Here is an 18,439-nt window from a genome sequence, read left to right on the forward strand (position 1 = left end):
TAGATACACTAGTCGCAATGTAATTGCAAACCTTAACTTGAATTTTCTTTTTAAATTAAAATGGTAAAAAATACGTTTAAATCAATCTTTAAGCTTCCTTGTTCAGACTTATGAACTTATAAAGGGCCAGTTATAGTTTCACAAAATGTATAATTAATTATACTCAGGATTTGCTTGGAAAGTTGCAAGTATAACTTCTAATTGTTTAACGTCATCCTGAGTTTTCACTTGAGGAAGTCTTCTTTTCTTACCATTTTTTAATACAATTGAGTAGTGATTAGGTCTAAAAAATGTCCGTTTTGATAAGTGACTTATTAGAGAAATGGGTAACTCGTCTTTCATAGTTATTTTGAAGAAATAGATATACAAATAATAGATACTTAGCACACCCATTAAAATCCATACTACAGATTGAAAACGTATTCTATTTTCAAAAATATTCAAGAGATTTAATATAGAGTTAGCAAGAATAAGAACCATTAAAAATTTCTGTAAAAACATATAGCTGTTGTGGTCATCATCGATATAAATCGATTTATTCTCCACTTGATGATAAATTTTCAAGGATTTTCTTTTACTATTCATAATCACGGGGATAGTAGGCTGTAATTTAGCTGTTTATTCAAAATTACATACTTATACAGAATAAAAAATCTGATATTAATTTAAAAATTAATATCAGCTTTTTTATTCTGTAGTAGCTAATTGTAAAATGGTAAAGCCATTATAATACCATTTCTTACCCTTCAATATTCAGTAATTAGGAAACTAGCTTGTGATCTAATATTGCTTTTTGCTAACTCGTTTGCTTACCCATTGCCTCAAGAAGAACTTGTTTAAAAACATCTACCGGCTGCGCGCCAGTAACTGCGCTTTTGCGATCGAATACAACAGTAGGAACCGAATTCACACCAAGATTTTTCCAGTAAGATTGAGTAGTACGTACTTCATAACGAGCTTCTTCACTATCTAAGCGTTTTAAAGCTTCCTCAGCATTAAGACCTACTTTTAACAAGGCCTCCTTGAGCACACTTTGCTTAGAAACATCTTTACGCTCGCTAAAAAATGCTTTAATCAATTGCATTTTTAATTCGGTTTGCTTCCCAAAATCTTTAGCATATTCTAGCAAGATATGCGCATCAAATGTGTTAGCCATACGCATATCTTCAAAATAATCAAATTTAAACCCTAGCTCAGCACCGGCATCTATCATGCGTTGTTGAGATTCTTCTTGTTGCGCTGTGGTAGATCCGTATTTTTCTGCAATATGCTCACGTAAATTTTGACCTTCAACAGGCATATTTGGATTGAGTTCAAATGGTTGCCACTCTAATTCTATTTGGTCTTCCAGACCTAATTCTTTAATTGCTTTGTCTAGTCTTTTGTAGCCTATTATGCACCACGGACAAACAACATCAGATACAATATCAATTTTCAGTTTATTAGCCATATTTTTTTATTTACTTATTATAGAAGTGTCTATGAAATTTGTTTCACTGGGTTCCGTTATATTCTCAAAAGATTCATCAACCATATTTATAAGCATCGAGTTAACTATTCTGCTTTTTTGTAGATCACTATTTTTAATATGTGCTTTATGAAAAACACCTAAAGTTTCCGGAGATCTGGGGTGACTATTATTTATAATCACCAGGTTGTATGAGTCTTTCTTAAAAGAATTTAATGTGGTTGTGAAAGGAGCCAGTTGAGACTCATTAGCTTTAAAAACAGGCTCAAAAGTGTTAAGATAGTTTTCCGAAGCTTTCAAATCTGCCTTTGCATACCTATGAAAATCTGCAAGAGACAACTCACTGGCAATTTCACTAGGTTCATAACCTAACATAAGAAATGATTGATCTCCTGCATTATCTATGTGAAACGGAGTATTTACTTGTTGATCAAACCGCACCAGCCAATGGTAAGCTAATGACTTATTAAAATGAGCTAACGATAATAGTGATAGCTCATTTTTAAGTATTACCATTAATGATCTTAACGCTTTTGACGAACTATCGCTGCCCAAATTGATATGGAAAAACCCCGGTTTATCTGTAGCGGTTCTAAAAACCTCTTTAAATACAAGACCGGCTAATTGTTGCTTAGATAATTGTTCTGTAAGCGTATAAGTCATCTCCTTTATTTTGTGAAAAGTTCCTTATTGAGACCATTATCAAATTTGATATTAGTCCAGTTTACATAAATCCACGGCTCATCTGTTAACTCACCTTCCCAAGTAGATTTTTTGTACTTACGAGAAGTAGGTATCAGCATATTATCGATTTCTTCATATTCTAAAACCATCAAATACGGAGTTTCTATAACATTGAAATCTGCTACTGTAAACAAAAAGCGATCTATTAAATTAGTTTCTTCATTGATATAAACCTGATAGATGTCTGTAGGTTTGTCCTCATTAAGATCAAAAGTTATTTTTACAACGTCATAGGTCGTACTGTCGATGGTTTTCTTATTCAAGTATTCATAGTTTATCCCATCGTCAAGTAGCTTCTGCATCATCGTAAACCAGTAAAAATTAGTAGGTCTATTAAAAGCAACTTGCTTCATCATTTCCTCATCAGATAAATAGGTGTCGTTGTGACGTAACCAATATTCTTCACCATCAAATCCCTGCTCAATTACTCCTTCTAACTGTGGAAGTGTACGTTCGTGTTTCGAATAAGAGCCATAGGAAAGTTCACCATCAAATAGGTATTTTTCAGTACTTACATCGGCTTTACCATCTGGAGTTTTGTAGGTGTAGGTGTAAATCACATCATTTTTTGCCCAAAGTGAATCTTTGTTGCCTACTTTTTGAGCTACTGCATAAATTAATTCGTGACCTTTATTTTGAAATTCGGGTTCAGCTATTTTTTCTTCTTGAGTATCATCAGTACGGGTTGTATTTTTAGAAGATTCATTAAATCCACAAGAGATTAATGCCAAGCTCACTATTCCTGATAACAGTTTAATTTTCATACTTGATTGGTTTTTGAGTTATTAATTTATACAACCTCACTTAGTTGAACTACCGGCTCTGCATTGGTAAAATTTGGTAAATCTTTTAAAATTGTTTCGGCATTAGCGCCAAAAGATTTTTCAAAACTTTCCATAGATTTAAAAGTGATATTTGCAATCACAGCATAAGGAGCGGGCTCAGTGGGTGATGCTGAAGCAATACCAAAGTTCACATCAGAATCTATAATTGCTTCACCTAATAATTCTGCAATTAGATTTCCGTGTTTGCTTAAATAGTAATCCTTATCAAATGTTAAGTCTACATTATTAGGATACATTACAGTTAACTTGATCATAAGTCTATTATTTAATTATTCAGAAAGATCGGCTAAAACTATTTTCTCAGAAAAGTTGCTATAAGCATCTTCAAATTGCTTTGCCATCTCATCGGGAAATAAGTGAAAATCTCCGGCTTCAAGAGAAGTTACGATTCCTTCAGCAATCACTGAGGTATCTGCACCATCTTCAAATCCTGCTGCAGCGCCCATTTCTGTATCTACAGGTCCTGGATGTACACTTAGAATAGTTACTCCTTTAGAACTTAGTTCTGCTCTTAATCCTTGAGTCAAAGAATACGAAGCAGCTTTAGATGCTGAGTAAGTAGATAAATGAGGGAAATTTTTAATAGAAGCTACCGAGTTAAGCTGAACGAGTGCTCCTTTATTTTTTTCTAAGGTCTTAGCAAAAGAAGTGGCGACACGTAAAAGTCCAAAAGCATTAACATCAAGTTGTTTTGTTAAGCTTTCTAAAACATCCTCATCAAGAGTTGCACATGGTGAACCAATACCTGCATTATTTACTACAATAGCGACATCAGGAGTTTGCTCTGCTAGTTTCTGAATCGATTCTGTGTTTGATACATCAGCTTCCAGTGTAACTACACGTTCACCGTAAGCCTCTTCCAGCTCTTGAGTTGAAGTTGTATCACGTACAGCTAAGTACACCTTTTTTGCACCGTGTTTTAAAAATAATTCGGTAATTGCCTTACCTATTCCGCGGTTTGCACCAGTGACTAGTGCTACTTGGTTTTTTATTGAAATACTCATAGTTGTATTTTTAAATATTATTAAAGTACGAACTAGCCAATCTCAATTTAATCGAGCTAGTTCGTACCCATTATTAGAAGTTTATCTTCTAATTATTTTTTCCATGCAAACTTTTCAAAGGGAGCATCTACTGGTGTATTCGCAATATGATTTGTATAGTTGCTGATTACTTTTTGAGAAAGTCCTAAAATAATTTCAAGTACCTGTCTCTCACCATAACCGGCATCATAAAATGCTTGTAATTCTTCTTGAGTTACATTTCCGCGATTACGAACCATAGATAAAGTTAGTGTACGCAATGCTTCAAGTTTAGCATAAGCTAATGGAGTTTGATTACGCAATGATTCTGTTATATCCTCATCTACCTTCATCATATTTGCGATAGCTGTATGTGCAGGCACACAATAGTGACATTCGTGCTCAACATTTATCGCTTGCCATACCACTGTTAATTCTTCTTTGTTAAAAGAAGAATCCATAAACAATTTGTGTAAGGTCTGGTATCCTTCAAGTAATCCCGGTGCGCCGGCTAACACGCCGTGTAAACCTGGAATCATACCATTTTGCTTTTGAGATTGTTCTAAGAATACTTTACTCTCTTGTGGAGCAGTTTCTAAATCGTGAATTTTTAAAGTTGTCATTGTGTAAAATTTTAAATATTAATTTTTAATCTGAAAATAACTAAACGTTCATTTAGTTATTGGGTAAAAAAACGTTTATAAATTTTTAAACGTCATTTCAATATAGTCTTCAATTTCTTTTTCTGAATTTACTCGGGAGGCTGCTGCCAGACCGTGTTTTGCCAAAACTAAAAAGTTAGCCAGTTTAGTAATTTCTTCTTCGTCACTATAGCCGCTCAATTTTAGTTTTTCGATAAACAATTTTTTCAAATTGTCCATAAAGGAAACCATTAAATCATTTATCAGCGGGTCATCTGTTTCTGAAAATTCGTTGTATGTATTTGTAAGTAAGCATCCTTTTTCAAAATCATCCTGCGAACTTATGGCAACCGAATCGTAAAAGAATTGCTTTATGTCATCAACGCCTTTAGAAGCCTTTTGAAATTTGTCAAACATAGATGCTACTTTAGATTTATAGCATTTTAAACTTTCTAGAAAAAGGCCGTGTTTGTTTCCAAAGCTTGAATAAATAGAAAATTTATTGATTCCCATCTCTTTTTCAAGCATCTGCATAGAGGTGTTTTCATATCCTTTACGCCAAAACAAATGCATCGCTTTAACGATTACATCTTCTTCTATATATTTTTTTTTTCTTGCCATTAAATCTAATTAGACCACAAAACTAACCAATCGTTTAGTAATAGAAGTTGGATTAACACAAATTTAGTTTTTAATACACCTTCAACTCCAAAATATGAACACGCCTTGTTGTAGCATTCAATTTAATTTGAATTAAAAATGGCGTCTTCGTGTTCAGTTAATCAATTGTCATTTCCTTTTGAGCATACTATTTTAGAAAATAGGTGTCACTCATCGTAGAAGTAAATAAGAAATTTGTAGAATGGATAAAATATCAAATGCAGGAATTTTTACAATACTATTTGTAAGTAGCTTAACGATTATGGCAGGTGCGGTAATCGCGCCCTCGTTGTCAGGGATTTTAGCAAATAATGATCTTGGTTTTTCGGCAAGTTGGCTTATTACCTTACCCTCTTTGGGAGTAGTGCTTTTTGCACCGATCATAGGTAGGTTAGTCAATAAATTAGGAACGTTAAAACTGTTATATATCGGTTTAATACCGTATGCTATTTTAGGAGTTGCGGGAGGCTATATAACTTCAGATTATTTGCTCATATTAGATCGAATTCTATTAGGTGCAGCCACAGTTGCGATTCAGGTATCTATCACTACCTATATTGCTCAATTTTTTACCGGAGATGCACGAATGAAGATGATCGCGTGGCAAGGAATGGCTATCGAGTTAGGCGGAGTTGTATTCCTCGCCATAGGGGGAATAGTGGGAGAAATTAATTGGCAATTCCCATTCTATATTTATCTTACAGCTTTAGTCTGTCTAGTTCTAGTCGCTTTTTTTCTTCCAAAGCCAGAGTCTAAAGAGCAAGCTGAAGTTTCTCATAATGAATCAAATTCAGTAAGCAAGACGACTATAAAACTTATTTTTATCACCTCGTTACTAGCCATGATGCTGTTTTTTATAGGTTTTGTAACGCTACCACTTTATCTACCTCAATCTTTTAATTTTACTGAATCTCAAACGGGTTATTTGCTCGCATCTATATCGATAATTGCGATATTAACCGCAAGCCAAATGCCACGAATGGTTAAAGCGCAGGGAAGTACAAAGACTGTTGCATTAGGATTTTTATTCTTTGCTTTAGGTTATTTAGTTCTAGCCACTACGTCAAGTCTGGCATTTTTAATAGTGACTGTTATATTTATAGGTATTGGTTTTGGATTCACTATTCCCTTGTTAAACCATTTGATGTTAGAAAACAGTACTCCCCAGAATCAAGGAAAAAATTTAAGCCTGTTTTCAATGGGAGTTTTTGGAGGACAGTTTTTATCTACATTTATAGAGTTTATTTCTGATGCTTATATTGCAATTTATGGCGTTGCCACGGGGCTAGCATTTATCTTTTGTATAGGTATTTATTTTGTATTTCAGAAGGTGATTAAATAACCAAAAGAATTCTCCCTATTTTTGAGGTACAGTTGGTAGAACATGTATTTAACAAGTTGGGAAAATAAATTTCAGATAATTGAAAATTTTCAGGGAGGTGAGGAGCAATTCGCAGGAAACTCTATGGGCATCTATATTGAATATGTAAATACGCAAGAATTGCATATTCATTATAAACCCTTGAATGAAAATTTTAATGGCAATATCTTTTTGAATAAGCTTGGAATCTTACTGAATTTTGAGCGGGATCTGATCGATGAGGACGATATTGAATACGCTCTGGATGTAATGTCCCTTTTCAATAGAAGTCCGCGATTTGTCTTGTCTGACTTAAATGAAATTGAACATTTAAAAAGTATTTTGCATCATCTGAAGTCAGAATTTCATAGAGAAGACACTTCTTATATAATGCTAAAAACCTTATTGAAAGTACTTTTGTTACGTCTTATTCGATGTCAAAATGATCATTTCATAGAACAAGATCTTAATCAAAAACGTGTATTTCAGTTTTTAGAGCTTATGGAAACTCATTTTCTTAATGAACCTAATAGCTTATTTTATGCAGAGAAGTTGGGCATTAGTGAGAAACGACTTAATCAAATTTTAAAAGCAAAACTAAAGCTCACAGCAAAGCAAATTATACAACAACGCCAAATAACTGAAGCTAAACGCGAACTCGTAAAAAGTGAAATTACCACAAAAGAGTTAGCTTATATGTTGGGGTTTAATTCGATTAGTAGTTTTTCGAGATTTTTCAGAAAAAATACAGGCGTAAGTCCTTCAGAATTTAAGAAAACAAATACGGTAGAAGCTTAAAATACGCACTTCTACTACTTCGATTATAAGAATCAAATAACACGAGTTAGCAGAATGAGAACGACTATCTTTGCAGCGAATTAAGGAATTGCAACTATGTCGTTTAAGAAATTAATAGAACCTTTAAAAGAAACACTGGCTCAAAAGGGAATCAAAGAACCTTTACCATTACAAAAGAAAATTCTTTCAAAAATAAAAGGAGGCTCGAGTATGTTTGTGGTTGCTCCTAAAGGAGCTGGTAAGACGACCAGTATAATTTTAAGTGTAATTCAAAACTTAAAAGGACAAGCAGTTGCAGATGCGCCACGCGCACTTATTTTTGTTGAAAATAAGCAAGCAGCGCTTGAGTTGGAGTCTGAGTTTTATCCCTATGTAAAAGACACAGATTTACGTGTTTATTGCGCATATGATGAGAAGAATATAGACGATCAACGTGACGAAATTTACATGGGAACAGATATCGTCATTGCAACGCCAAAACGTCTGAATAAAATATTCTTTTTAAACGGAATCAATCTCAACGAGCTGCAGATGTGTATTATAGATGATGCACACTTTTTATTAGGTAAAAGCAGTTTCGGAGATGTTGTGAGAACTCCAGAAAGTATAGGTAAATGCCAGTATTTAATTTTTACTGAAAAGTTTGACAAGCGATTTGAAAATTGGCAGGATACATTTATGTATAATTCGTTATTGATAAAGCAGTAACATTTACATACCGCTAGGAGGAATGCAGATTATCACTTTCTCTTAATATACTTTAGTATCAGATTATTCAATTTATAGAATTCTATCTTTGCACTATGCAATCTCAAATTCTTTTTATAACTCCGCCTTTCACACAGTTAAATACTGCCTACCCCGCGACGGCGTATTTGAAAGGTTTTCTGAACGAACACGGAGTCTCTGTTGCACATTTTGACCTGAGCATCGAATTGTTTACGGCACTATTTACGGCAGATTTTTTGAAATCGGTTTTTGAGGAAGCTGATGCTTTAGAGAATTATAATTATCCATTAGTACGAAAGTTTAAAAAGATATATATATCCCGGGTAGATGCTGTTATATCTTTTCTTCAAAAAGAAGATCTAGAAGGTGCTCATCACATTTTACAGCCTAATTTTTTACCACAAGGACACCGACTCAAAAATGTAAATACTAAAATTGCCTGGTCACCGGGTAATGCAGGTATAATTGATAAAGCAAAGCACTACGGAACTTTATTTATTGAAGAAATAGGAGATTTTATTCAAGCTAATGTTGACGAATTTTTTGCCTTTACAAAATATGCAGAGCAGATAGCGACTTCAGCAAGTAGTTTTGATGATCTTGATGAATTTCTAAGTTATCAACCTACCCGAGTTGAAGAACAAATGCTTGATCTGCTAATTGATCAAATAGAAACTGTAAATCCTGCTTTAGTTTGTTTCACGATTCCATTTCCTGGAAATTTATTCTCTGCACTACGTTGTTCTCAATTTATTAAGCAGCTATTTCCAGATATTAAAATAGCCTTTGGAGGTGGTTATTGTAACACCGAGTTAAGGTCTTTAAAGGACTCCAGAATCTTCGAGTTTGTAGATTTTATTTCGCTTGATGATGGCGAGGGTCCTCTTCTAAAAATAATCAATTATATAGAGGGAGGTATTTCTATAGATGATCTCGAACGCACCTTTATTTTAGAAGAAGGGCAAGTCGTTTATAAGAACAAAATTCCTAATACGATTTATCATCATCGAGATTTACCAGCTCCAGATTATAGCGGATTGCCATTTGATAAATATGTTTCGTTTCTGGATGTTGTAAACCCGATGCATCGAATGTGGACAGATGCACGCTGGAATAAGCTTACGATATCTCACGGATGTTATTGGAAACAATGCTCATTTTGTGATGTTAACCTTGATTATATAGGCAATTATCAAAATACAACAGCGAGTAAGCTTGTAGATAAAATTGAGAAAATAGTAAGTGATACAGGAATTACAGGCTTTCATTTTGTAGATGAAGCGGCCCCGCCAAAAATGCTTAGAGCCTTATCTAATGAATTAATAGCACGGGAAGTTAAAATCACGTGGTGGACAAATATTAGATTTGAAAAAACCTTTGATTATGATTTGTGCGCCTTAATGGCTCAGTCTGGTTGTATCGCTGTAACCGGTGGACTTGAAGTTGCTTCAGATCGACTTCTGGCTAAAATGAAAAAAGGTGTAGACATAGCTCAAGTGGCTCGTGTGACGCATTATTTTTCAAGAAATAATATTATGGTTCATGCATATCTTATGTATGGCTTTCCTACTCAAACCGAGCAAGAAACTATAGATTCGTTAGAAGTAGTGCGTCAGCTGTTTAAAAATAATTGTATTCAATCAGCTTTCTGGCATCAGTTTACAACTACCATCCACAGCCCTATAGGCAAGAATCCCGATGCTTTTGAAATTCAAATCACCGGACCCGAATTTGAAGGTTTTGCTCAGAATGATTTGTACCATGTAGATCCATTGGGGGCAGATCATCCTAAATATACAGCCGGTCTCAATCTTGCATTAAATAATTATCTCAACAATGCGGGACTGGAAAAAAACCTGCAACACTGGTTTGACTTCCCTATTGTAGAAACGAGTCATCCCAAAAATATGATTGGTAATTATCTACTCGATCAAGTTTCAAAAGCGAGTTAGCGTAAGGATATTTTGCTTTAGTGGGATACTACTTTTAATCCTACTATCGAGCCGATAAGTGTAGTTATAAAAAAGAGACGTAAAAAAGTCGCAGGCTCCTTAAAAATTAAAATACCTACAAGTACCGTTCCTACGGCTCCGATACCCGTCCAGACTGCATAGGCAGTGCCTATAGGTAATGTTTGTGTTGCTTTAATTAGTAACCCCATACTTATTAGTAAAGCGATTAGAAAACCGGTATACCATACATACATTTCCTTACCTGTGGTCTCATTTGCTTTACCTAAGCAAAATGCAAAAGCTACTTCAAACAAACCTGCAATTATCACTAGAACCCAATTCATCGTATCAATTCAATTTAAGTTTGTAAAGGTCGATCATCACTATCATATTTTGAAAATCTAGGTATTAAATTAAAAAAAATGCCTCTTTTGAGGAGGCATTTTAAATTCAAAATAATTATACTAGTTAAACCGGATTTGAAGTTTTTGTAAAGTATTTTTTCCGTAGCCAAAACGAAACTCTTACTAATAATATAAGAGCCGGAACCTCAACTAAAGGACCTATAACACCTGCAAACGCCTGCCCCGAGTTCAATCCGAATACGGCAATTGCTACCGCAATAGCCAGTTCAAAGTTATTTCCTGCCGCAGTAAATGCTACAGCGGTAGTTTTATCATATTCAGCTCCTGTAGCCTTTGTAAAGAAAAAGCCTATGATAAACATTAATGTAAAATAGATTAGAAGTGGTACGGCTATAATTAACACATCCATTGGGATTTCCACGATAAGTTCACCTTTAAGAGAAAACATAACCACAATTGTAAAAAGTAGAGCGATTAATGTAAGTGGAGCAATTGTAGGGATATACTTTTGCATATACCATTCTTCGCCTTTAGTTTTCACTAATATTAAACGGCTAAGTATTCCTAAAACAAATGGAATACCCAGATAAATGGCTACACTTTCTGCGATAGTACCTACAGAAATATCTACTATAGCACCTTCAAATCCAAAATAGGGGGGAAGTACTGTAATAAATAACCACGCATAGAAACTATATGCAAATACTTGAAAAATACTATTTAAAGCAACCAATCCTGCACCATATTCACTACTACCTTCAGCAAGATCATTCCATACGAGAACCATCGCAATACAGCGCGCCAAACCAATTAGGATGAGGCCTACCATATATTCAGGATAATCTCTTAGAAAAGTTATAGCCAGAAAAAACATTAGAACAGGACCTACAATCCAATTCAAAATTAGAGAGATAGATAAAATTTTTGTGTTTTTAAAAACTTTGGGTAATAAGGAATAATTCACTTTAGCCAGTGGAGGATACATCATTACAATTAGACCTATAGCAATAGGAATATTTGTAGATCCGCTGCTTAAAGAGTTAATTACAGTAGGAAATGATGGAAAGAAATAGCCTATACCAACTCCTATTACCATCGCAACAAAAATCCATAAGGTTAAATTTCTATCGAGAAAACTCAATTTTTTTTTAGCCATTGTATCTTTTATTTATTTATTGATTTGAGAAAATATAAAAAACATTTCCGTTGCTATTTGAAGACTTCTCTCGGCATATTTTTCAGTTTGCTGAGGAGTGTTGTCAAAAACTTTTGGGTCTTCAAATGTTATAGGAATACGTTTTTCTGCACCGGCAATAAATGGGCAACCACCATCTGCTTGCGAGCAAGTCATAATTGCTGCAAAATTTGATTTAGGATTAAAGTCATCATCAAGTTTTTTAGAAAAACCTATTACTGGTGATTCACTTGCTCCGTACTTTATACTATAAATAGGATTATCACCTTCAGAAATAGTTTTGACTGCAAAACCGGTATTTTCCAGTGTTTTTGCTACCATAGGAAATAAGGCTGTAGCCTCTGTTCCTCCAGAATAACAGGAAACCTTATCAATTTTAAAGTAGGTCGCCATTGTTTGTGCCCATACTTGCGAAAGATGACTTCTTCTTGAGTTATGAGTACATATAAAATTGATACGTACAGCTTGAGCAGCCGATACTTTAGATTGAATAAAATCTGCTAAAGGCTGCAATACTTCTTTACGCTCTTGTGAAATAGTATCACTATCTAGTTTTGAGATAAAAACAGATATGTTATCAAATAATAGGTTTTCTTGAGTATTCATAAGTTACCAGATTTTGATTAACAGCAGTTTCCTCCTGGAGTACAACTTGTACCCGTTGCTATATCAGCCATTTTTAATTTGGGCTTTTCTTCAGGAATACCACAACTTTCTTTAGCAAGACAGTCGGTTTGCTTTGAAGTAAGCAAGAAATTTGTACCGTCAAAGTCAAGTCCAAATTTACCAATAGTATCACCTTGATATTCTACTTCGATTTCAAGATCATCAAGCTTTAAAATCTTCTCAGATAATTCGATTATATCCAAAAGTTTTTCAGGATGTAAGCGGTGATCATAATCATTTGCATTCCATAGTTGAAAATTAGCTACTTCTTCATTACGTACGGTACCACCACAATCAATAAAATTCTTGGTGATTTTACCTACTTCTGTTACGTGGAAATGATTTGGAACTAATTCGCCATTAGGTAATTGAAAAGCGATTTTCTCTAATTGTCTTAAATTATTTTTTACTTCAGATAATTTCATAATATATTTGTTTATTGCGATTATACGATTAATGAGTTTAAATTTTTAACAGCAATCGTTGTTTAGGCTTACATCCTGATTTAAAAATTGATTCATCAAAGCCTTCATTGCGGTCCAGTTTTCTTTGTCTATGCAATAGCAAACACTGGTGCCTTCAACGTTTCCTTTAATTAAACCAAGGTGTTTTAATTCTTTGAGATGTTGAGAAATTGTAGGTTGAGCTAATCCTATTTCATTTACAAGATCACCGCATACACAAGAATCTATCTTAAACAGATGTTGTAAAATAGAAACGCGAGCAGGATGTCCAAACACTTTAGCAAAGAGTGCAATCTTATTTTGCTCATCGGTAAACATTTCAGTTTTAGCTAAACCCATAATTAAATATTAGTACATTGCAATATTACGATTAATAGGGCGAACTATAAAACTAGATGCAGATTTATTTCAACTATTTTCTATTAAATTAGAATTGATAGGAATTTGTGGAGTTGTTTTACTTCGCATAATTGATTCTATTTTTATCCAATGCTCTTTGCGCATCGTGTATAAAACGCGATTGTAAAACCTAACTTTCATTCTAAAAAAATTATTGTTTCGTCTGTAATAGGTGAGAGTGCAAGCCTTATTTAGCCAGCCTTCATCTATTCCATTCCAAACTCCAGAGATCGTAAGAAGGTTATCCTTAAGAACAGGAAAGACTTCATACAAGTCTATTTTTTTCAATTCAGTAATCGAGAATCCAGATTGCGTAAAAAGTGCTGCGATACGTTCATAATCATACTCAAGCAATTCTGTATCTAAGTAAAAAGAGGCAATAGCGTGCCATACAATTTTTCGATTATCAATATCATTTTGCCTAGAATGGCGAACTTTAGTGGTTAAAAACCGATGACTTTTTTTGGAATATAACTTTTTGTATAAATTATTTCTGGTTCTCATTCACTCTCGTGCTGTTGCAGGCGTTAATGATTTTTAAATTTCTGATTTAAATACGATTATATAACAATTCTACGTTTAATTTTCTAAAGGAATCAAATGTTGTAGATTAATTTATTATTAAATGTAGTTAATTGCTATTCTTATCAGTTTTGAGATGGCGTCCTCGTGGTTGGTTGGCTTTATAAAGAACTTCATCTGTGTGAAGAAACACTGCAGCTTCAGCAGAATCTTTTACTTTTTTAGCACTACGTTTGAGCATTTCAGATTCAAAATTTAATAATATACGTTTTCTAACACCTTCTTCCCGCCAGCCAGAATTGGGTCCGCATCCCTTATAAATCTCACGAGCAAGTGCAAGAGCATCAAGCAAAGCTTGATTGGCTCCCTGACCTTTAAACGGACTCATAGGATGTGCTGCATCACCTATTAATGTAGTTTTTGAAGCATGTACAAAATCCTTAGTTTCTAATATTTCCCGGTCATACACTGGATACCCAGATATTAAATCGCTGGATGTAGCGGCGAGAATTTCGGGAATAGGACTGTGCCACTGCGTGCGTCGACAAGCTTCTTTTTTAAGAGCATCACTTCCCAATGCACTGAGACTTTTTGCTTCATGTTCCAGTAATGGAAAACTTAATTGCCACATAATGTGATCCTTATCATAAGGCATCATATAGATGCGTTCATTGCCATTAGCAGTTTGAAAAACTGTTGCTGAATCTAACAAAGGGTTTTCAATATCTTTTAATTTTGACAACGGGCAAATACCTAAAATAACAATACAATCTAAATATCTTAAAGGTTTATAATCTTCCTTTAGTAAAAGATTACGAACCGTGCTAAAAATTCCATCGGCACCCACAAGTACATCAGTTTTAGCAGATACCAATTCATTATCGTGTATAAAATTTAAGTTTATTGATTCGGTTTCTGAATAACTTAAAAGTTGATGATCCCATTTAACCGAGTCTGATCGCAATAACTGATCTAATAGTTCTTGACGTAAAAATTGTCTTGCAATATGAATATTTGTGCGTTTTGAAAAAGGAGCCGATTGTGACTCGAGCCATTTGCGCATTCCCCATTCGCCTATAATTTCACCATCAGTACTATGAACAACGTGTCTGGTTGAAATAACCCCCTCTTTAAGATCATTAAGGCCAAGACCTTTTATTGCCGAACTTGCTTGTTGCAAGGTTAGTGCGTAACCTTGTGATCTGGCATTAAAACTAGAATCACGCTCATATAATGTAAAGGGTATTCCACGATGTAAACAAGCAACAGCTAGAGCAACACCTCCAATACCGCCACCTATAATAGCAATATGTGGAAAATTAATAGAATCTGGCTGTGGGAAATTAGGAGCTTTAATAAGACCAGCCCCCTTACAAGTTGCACAAAGGTATTTATGAGCTTTGAGAGGTTTAGGAATTGGAGCCTCGCCTTTAAGCGCGGCCGCTAATTGTTTTTTATAATTAAGGCGGACTTTCTTGCGTATTCGCCGCTTACGTTTCCCTTGACCTTTACAATCATTACAGACCTCCCAGCATTTATTTTCTGTCGCTTTATTTTTCAATTATAAATCATTTGTACTGAAGTGTAAATTACAAGATTCTACGTTTTTAATAGTATTAAACGTTAGTTTAATGTTTGCATTCTTTGCCTAGCATCTTAGATTGAAAATCATCAAATACCAAACAATTATTTACGAAGTAAATCGGAAGGTTCTGGAGACGTAGAAGTATTTTCCGGATCTTTAGAATCTGTAATTTCGTGCATTTCCACACGTGTGCGGGGCAAGCTATGCGGATAATTATTTTGAATAAATACAACAAGTTTTTCACGTACCAATACGCGTAGGTCCCACGAAGTAGGAGAATCTTTTGCGCTCATAAGAGCTCTTGTTTCTACGACTTCATTTTTAGTATCTGTAACTTGCAGAACATTAACTTCACCATCCCATAAATCTGTACTTTCCAAAATTCGAGTAAGTTCGTGACGTAAAGCATCAAAGGGTACGCTATAATCTGTATAAATGAAAACGGTTCCCAGTATATCTGACGAATTGCGCGTCCAATTTTGAAATGGTTTTTCAATGAAATACGTAGTGGGTATAACCAACCTTCGTTTGTCCCAAATCTTAACAACAACATAGGTCAAATAAATTTCTTCAATTCGGCCCCATTCTCCTTCTACTACAACAACATCATCTATACGTATTGGTTGCGTAAATGCAATTTGTATTCCTGCCATTAGTGTTCCTAAGGCTTTCTGAGCGGCAAAACCAATGATAATACCAGCAATCCCAGCAGAAGTTAAAATACTTACGCCAATTGCTCTTATATTTTCAAAACTCATCAACGCAATACTCACGGCAAATAGAACAATTACAAAAATGATAACGCGTTCGAGTACGCTAAACTGAGTATAAATTTTTCTAGCGTGCACATTATCTGAAACACTCATATCATATTTTGTAAGAATATTTCTTTTAAATGCTTTTATAACTAAAATAATTGCCCAGGTAATGCTTGTGATGAATAGTAAGGTGCTTGCATGGGACAGAATATCTTGATTAATATATGCCGTAATTTCTTCTCTTACCAGAACGATTCTAAGAATTAAAGCCAACAAAAATAATGCGAGTGGTATGCGTATGCGGGTTGCAAAATTAACGGGCAAAATTGTACGTGGACTTTTACCAAACTTTTTTAAAGCATAAAATAAAAGGGTGAAAACTAATATCCCAGATATTAAAATTATTACAAGGAAAAGTGAAAGTCTAGAATCTATATACGTACTCATATACTAATGTTTATATGCGTTTATTATAAAAATAATAGGTTGAAACTATATTACTTGTTAAGAATATTAAAAACTTGAACTTGTGTTAAACTATATCGTTGGTAAATAATTAGAATTTTCAATTAAAGTAAAAAAGCCTCAAAATATGAGGCTTTTAATAGTTATAAATTAAAAAAATTAATTTGTTGAATATCCAGGATTTTGTTCTAGAACAGCATCTTTATTCAGTTGTATCTCACGAAGTGGAATAGGAAAAAGTTCGTGGAACTCTTGCAAGCCTTCTATACGCATCGTTTGTGGTAATGGTATATTTTGATCCTGCACATTGAGACCAGAGGCCCGTTCAACTAGCATTTTGGTACGCATCAAAGTCATTCTTCGATTTTCTTCGGCAAGCAATTCACGCACGCGTTCATCCAGAATAAAATCTAAAGACATTTCTCCTGCTACTACCTGAGGTGCGTTTGCACGAGTTCTAAGGATATTTATTGTTGTTGCAGCTCCGGTAGTATTATTTTGCATTACTTGAGCCTCAGCTTTTAGTAAGTAAGTTTCTCCTAATCGCATAAGGATAAAATCTTTCCACATTCCAAAACCGAATACATCTGCCGGATCAAAATGTCCCCACTTTAGAGAATACGGATTGATACGAGCTAAGGTATCAATGCCGGTATATGGTACCAAATCTCCGTAAATATCTGCAAAATTTGGATCCGGATTGTTGTATCTAAAGCGTCTATGAATAGAGTGTTTTGAATTACGCATATCTGTCTCATCGTATAAATCATATACAACCCAATTATTGAGGCGTATACGAGAAAGTCCACGACCTCCCAGACTATCTGCTGGGATCATACCATTTACATTGTGATAACCTGCTCCCCAAACTCGGCGCTGTTGTGGGTTGCCACTCGAACCTCCACGTACATCTGACGGATTCTCATTTTCTAATACCCATAATGCTTCAGTATTACCTTGTGAACGTCGTTGATTGCCTTTGAAAAACATATCAGAAAAAGGATCACCTTCTTCTGAAGCTTTTACTCCATAACGTTCAGTTATAAGTTGAAATGCCTGGCTATTAATGATAATATCTGCTTGACTTTCTGCTAGATCTGGCTTACCAGCACGCAGATAAAATTCTGCGAATAATTGATTAGCAACATACCTATTTACACGAGCTTCAAATTGAGGTGCATTAGTAGGTTCTCCTAGATTTTCAGTTGCAAACTGTAGATCTGTTTCAATTTGAGCGTTAATCTCGTCTAATGTATTACGCGTATAATCAAAACGAGCTTCTGTAATTGGCTCAGTAATTAAGGGAACTCCACCAAAAAGCGTAGCAAGATTATTATAAGCATATGCTCTAAAAAATCGAGCTTCGGCATTTATAGCATCTTTTTGTTCCTGAGTTAATTCTGTAGAGGTCGAACTTTCAATACTTGCAATTATACTGTTAGCGTTTTCAACCATATTATACCATAACTCCCAACTTTGAAACGCTGCATTGTCATCTGTGGTCAACTGGTTGTATTTATAATATGGTACTTCAATTCCTTGCGGTGCTGTGGGCCAAGTGATATCTGTTCCTGCTTGCCATACAGATAGCCAACCTTGATCGCCGCTACGTGTGTAAAATGTACTCAACATCTGGTATAAGCCTAATAATTGAGCTTGATAACCTAGTTCATCATTCAAAGTTTCTGGCGTATAGTCAGAACGTATTTCTTCTACCAGAAAATCATCACTACAAGAACTTAGTATAAATATGTTTAAGCTCAAGAGTGCTATAATTATCTTAGATCTATTTTTCATAAAA

At 34.6% G+C, this 18,439-nt stretch carries 21 protein-coding genes; 4 read left to right on the forward strand and 17 right to left on the reverse strand.

What is annotated here, in order from left to right:
• Positions 1 to 153 precede the first annotated feature (153 nt).
• From ABVM53_RS12895 to ABVM53_RS12930, 8 genes are all read right to left on the reverse strand, one after another.
• On the reverse strand, positions 154 to 585 hold the full coding sequence (locus tag ABVM53_RS12895; protein ID WP_405326737.1) for a hypothetical protein: 432 nt from the start codon (positions 583 to 585) through the stop codon (positions 154 to 156).
• Positions 586 to 796: 211 nt separating this feature from the next.
• The gene (locus ABVM53_RS12900; RefSeq protein ID WP_405326740.1) at positions 797 to 1,450 is read right to left on the reverse strand and encodes a DsbA family oxidoreductase; all 654 of its coding nucleotides are present in this window, start codon (positions 1,448 to 1,450) and stop codon (positions 797 to 799) included.
• Between the two features lie 6 nt (positions 1,451 to 1,456).
• Entirely contained in the window at positions 1,457 to 2,131 is a 675-nt protein-coding gene (locus ABVM53_RS12905; RefSeq protein ID WP_405326743.1) for a hypothetical protein, read from the reverse strand.
• Between the two features lie 5 nt (positions 2,132 to 2,136).
• Entirely contained in the window at positions 2,137 to 2,976 is an 840-nt protein-coding gene (locus ABVM53_RS12910) for a hypothetical protein (protein WP_405326746.1), read from the reverse strand.
• A gap of 26 nt (positions 2,977 to 3,002) precedes the next feature.
• Positions 3,003 to 3,311 carry an EthD family reductase gene (locus ABVM53_RS12915; protein ID WP_405326749.1) on the reverse strand — a complete coding sequence of 103 codons (309 nt, stop codon included), beginning with the start codon at positions 3,309 to 3,311 and terminating at the stop codon, positions 3,003 to 3,005.
• Positions 3,312 to 3,326: 15 nt separating this feature from the next.
• Positions 3,327 to 4,061 (reverse strand): SDR family oxidoreductase, encoded by a 735-nt coding sequence (locus ABVM53_RS12920; RefSeq protein ID WP_405326752.1) that lies wholly within the window; start codon positions 4,059 to 4,061, stop codon positions 3,327 to 3,329.
• A 92-nt stretch (positions 4,062 to 4,153) separates the two neighbouring features.
• On the reverse strand, positions 4,154 to 4,702 hold the full coding sequence (locus ABVM53_RS12925) for a carboxymuconolactone decarboxylase family protein (RefSeq protein WP_405326755.1): 549 nt from the start codon (positions 4,700 to 4,702) through the stop codon (positions 4,154 to 4,156).
• A gap of 75 nt (positions 4,703 to 4,777) precedes the next feature.
• Positions 4,778 to 5,341: a TetR/AcrR family transcriptional regulator gene (locus tag ABVM53_RS12930; protein ID WP_405326758.1), complete on the reverse strand. Its 564-nt coding sequence runs from the start codon at positions 5,339 to 5,341 to the stop codon at positions 4,778 to 4,780.
• A 241-nt stretch (positions 5,342 to 5,582) separates the two neighbouring features.
• On the opposite strand from ABVM53_RS12930, the gene ABVM53_RS12935 reads away from it, so the two are divergent.
• From ABVM53_RS12935 to ABVM53_RS12950, 4 genes are all read left to right on the forward strand, one after another.
• On the forward strand, positions 5,583 to 6,722 hold the full coding sequence (locus ABVM53_RS12935; protein WP_405326761.1) for an MFS transporter: 1,140 nt from the start codon (positions 5,583 to 5,585) through the stop codon (positions 6,720 to 6,722).
• A gap of 42 nt (positions 6,723 to 6,764) precedes the next feature.
• A complete protein-coding gene (locus ABVM53_RS12940) occupies positions 6,765 to 7,538 on the forward strand; it encodes a helix-turn-helix domain-containing protein (protein WP_405326764.1) in 774 nt (257 codons plus the stop codon).
• Between the two features lie 96 nt (positions 7,539 to 7,634).
• On the forward strand, positions 7,635 to 8,246 hold the full coding sequence (locus tag ABVM53_RS12945) for a DEAD/DEAH box helicase (protein WP_405326766.1): 612 nt from the start codon (positions 7,635 to 7,637) through the stop codon (positions 8,244 to 8,246).
• Between the two features lie 95 nt (positions 8,247 to 8,341).
• Positions 8,342 to 10,219 carry a B12-binding domain-containing radical SAM protein gene (locus tag ABVM53_RS12950; protein ID WP_405326769.1) on the forward strand — a complete coding sequence of 626 codons (1,878 nt, stop codon included), beginning with the start codon at positions 8,342 to 8,344 and terminating at the stop codon, positions 10,217 to 10,219.
• A gap of 17 nt (positions 10,220 to 10,236) precedes the next feature.
• Here the strand turns inward: ABVM53_RS12950 and ABVM53_RS12955 are convergent, their stop codons facing one another.
• The 9 genes from ABVM53_RS12955 to ABVM53_RS12995 all read right to left on the reverse strand — a co-directional run bounded on the left by ABVM53_RS12955 (position 10,237) and on the right by ABVM53_RS12995 (position 18,435).
• A complete protein-coding gene (locus ABVM53_RS12955) occupies positions 10,237 to 10,563 on the reverse strand; it encodes a multidrug efflux SMR transporter (protein WP_128757221.1) in 327 nt (108 codons plus the stop codon).
• Positions 10,564 to 10,687: 124 nt separating this feature from the next.
• Positions 10,688 to 11,740, reverse strand: coding sequence for an ACR3 family arsenite efflux transporter (gene arsB / locus ABVM53_RS12960; RefSeq protein WP_405326773.1), 1,053 nt, complete (start codon positions 11,738 to 11,740; stop codon positions 10,688 to 10,690).
• Positions 11,741 to 11,752: 12 nt separating this feature from the next.
• Positions 11,753 to 12,385 (reverse strand): low molecular weight phosphatase family protein, encoded by a 633-nt coding sequence (locus tag ABVM53_RS12965; RefSeq protein ID WP_405326776.1) that lies wholly within the window; start codon positions 12,383 to 12,385, stop codon positions 11,753 to 11,755.
• Positions 12,386 to 12,402: 17 nt separating this feature from the next.
• Positions 12,403 to 12,870: a DUF6428 family protein gene (locus ABVM53_RS12970; protein WP_128757218.1), complete on the reverse strand. Its 468-nt coding sequence runs from the start codon at positions 12,868 to 12,870 to the stop codon at positions 12,403 to 12,405.
• Positions 12,871 to 12,915: 45 nt separating this feature from the next.
• A complete protein-coding gene (locus ABVM53_RS12975; protein ID WP_405326779.1) occupies positions 12,916 to 13,248 on the reverse strand; it encodes an ArsR/SmtB family transcription factor in 333 nt (110 codons plus the stop codon).
• A gap of 69 nt (positions 13,249 to 13,317) precedes the next feature.
• Complete coding sequence (locus tag ABVM53_RS12980) at positions 13,318 to 13,812, reverse strand: hypothetical protein (protein ID WP_405326782.1); 495 nt, start codon at positions 13,810 to 13,812, stop codon at positions 13,318 to 13,320.
• A gap of 127 nt (positions 13,813 to 13,939) precedes the next feature.
• Positions 13,940 to 15,391 carry an FAD-dependent oxidoreductase gene (locus ABVM53_RS12985; RefSeq protein WP_405326785.1) on the reverse strand — a complete coding sequence of 484 codons (1,452 nt, stop codon included), beginning with the start codon at positions 15,389 to 15,391 and terminating at the stop codon, positions 13,940 to 13,942.
• A gap of 125 nt (positions 15,392 to 15,516) precedes the next feature.
• A complete protein-coding gene (locus tag ABVM53_RS12990) occupies positions 15,517 to 16,620 on the reverse strand; it encodes a mechanosensitive ion channel family protein (RefSeq protein ID WP_405326788.1) in 1,104 nt (367 codons plus the stop codon).
• Positions 16,621 to 16,797: 177 nt separating this feature from the next.
• Positions 16,798 to 18,435, reverse strand: coding sequence for a RagB/SusD family nutrient uptake outer membrane protein (locus ABVM53_RS12995; protein ID WP_405326790.1), 1,638 nt, complete (start codon positions 18,433 to 18,435; stop codon positions 16,798 to 16,800).
• Positions 18,436 to 18,439: the final 4 nt, after the last annotated feature.

The sequence above is a fragment of the Leeuwenhoekiella sp. LLG6367-2.1 genome (genome assembly GCF_045055775.1).
Taxonomy (GTDB): Bacteria; Bacteroidota; Bacteroidia; order Flavobacteriales; family Flavobacteriaceae; genus Leeuwenhoekiella; species Leeuwenhoekiella aequorea.

What these genes read in the sequence shown, in the direction of transcription:
- ABVM53_RS12895 (WP_405326737.1), bottom strand. Translation starts at nt 585, where the DNA reads ATGAATAGTAAAAGAAAATCCTTGAAAATTTATCATCAAGTGGAGAAT.
- ABVM53_RS12900 (WP_405326740.1), bottom strand. Translation starts at nt 1,450, where the DNA reads ATGGCTAATAAACTGAAAATTGATATTGTATCTGATGTTGTTTGTCCG.
- ABVM53_RS12905 (WP_405326743.1), bottom strand. Translation starts at nt 2,131, where the DNA reads ATGACTTATACGCTTACAGAACAATTATCTAAGCAACAATTAGCCGGT.
- ABVM53_RS12910 (WP_405326746.1), bottom strand. Translation starts at nt 2,976, where the DNA reads ATGAAAATTAAACTGTTATCAGGAATAGTGAGCTTGGCATTAATCTCT.
- ABVM53_RS12915 (WP_405326749.1), bottom strand. Translation starts at nt 3,311, where the DNA reads ATGATCAAGTTAACTGTAATGTATCCTAATAATGTAGACTTAACATTT.
- ABVM53_RS12920 (WP_405326752.1), bottom strand. Translation starts at nt 4,061, where the DNA reads ATGAGTATTTCAATAAAAAACCAAGTAGCACTAGTCACTGGTGCAAAC.
- ABVM53_RS12925 (WP_405326755.1), bottom strand. Translation starts at nt 4,702, where the DNA reads ATGACAACTTTAAAAATTCACGATTTAGAAACTGCTCCACAAGAGAGT.
- ABVM53_RS12930 (WP_405326758.1), bottom strand. Translation starts at nt 5,341, where the DNA reads ATGGCAAGAAAAAAAAAATATATAGAAGAAGATGTAATCGTTAAAGCG.
- ABVM53_RS12935 (WP_405326761.1), top strand. Translation starts at nt 5,583, where the DNA reads ATGGATAAAATATCAAATGCAGGAATTTTTACAATACTATTTGTAAGT.
- ABVM53_RS12940 (WP_405326764.1), top strand. Translation starts at nt 6,765, where the DNA reads ATGTATTTAACAAGTTGGGAAAATAAATTTCAGATAATTGAAAATTTT.
- ABVM53_RS12945 (WP_405326766.1), top strand. Translation starts at nt 7,635, where the DNA reads ATGTCGTTTAAGAAATTAATAGAACCTTTAAAAGAAACACTGGCTCAA.
- ABVM53_RS12950 (WP_405326769.1), top strand. Translation starts at nt 8,342, where the DNA reads ATGCAATCTCAAATTCTTTTTATAACTCCGCCTTTCACACAGTTAAAT.
- ABVM53_RS12955 (WP_128757221.1), bottom strand. Translation starts at nt 10,563, where the DNA reads ATGAATTGGGTTCTAGTGATAATTGCAGGTTTGTTTGAAGTAGCTTTT.
- arsB (WP_405326773.1), bottom strand. Translation starts at nt 11,740, where the DNA reads ATGGCTAAAAAAAAATTGAGTTTTCTCGATAGAAATTTAACCTTATGG.
- ABVM53_RS12965 (WP_405326776.1), bottom strand. Translation starts at nt 12,385, where the DNA reads ATGAATACTCAAGAAAACCTATTATTTGATAACATATCTGTTTTTATC.
- ABVM53_RS12970 (WP_128757218.1), bottom strand. Translation starts at nt 12,870, where the DNA reads ATGAAATTATCTGAAGTAAAAAATAATTTAAGACAATTAGAGAAAATC.
- ABVM53_RS12975 (WP_405326779.1), bottom strand. Translation starts at nt 13,248, where the DNA reads ATGGGTTTAGCTAAAACTGAAATGTTTACCGATGAGCAAAATAAGATT.
- ABVM53_RS12980 (WP_405326782.1), bottom strand. Translation starts at nt 13,812, where the DNA reads ATGAGAACCAGAAATAATTTATACAAAAAGTTATATTCCAAAAAAAGT.
- ABVM53_RS12990 (WP_405326788.1), bottom strand. Translation starts at nt 16,620, where the DNA reads ATGAGTACGTATATAGATTCTAGACTTTCACTTTTCCTTGTAATAATT.
- ABVM53_RS12995 (WP_405326790.1), bottom strand. Translation starts at nt 18,435, where the DNA reads ATGAAAAATAGATCTAAGATAATTATAGCACTCTTGAGCTTAAACATA.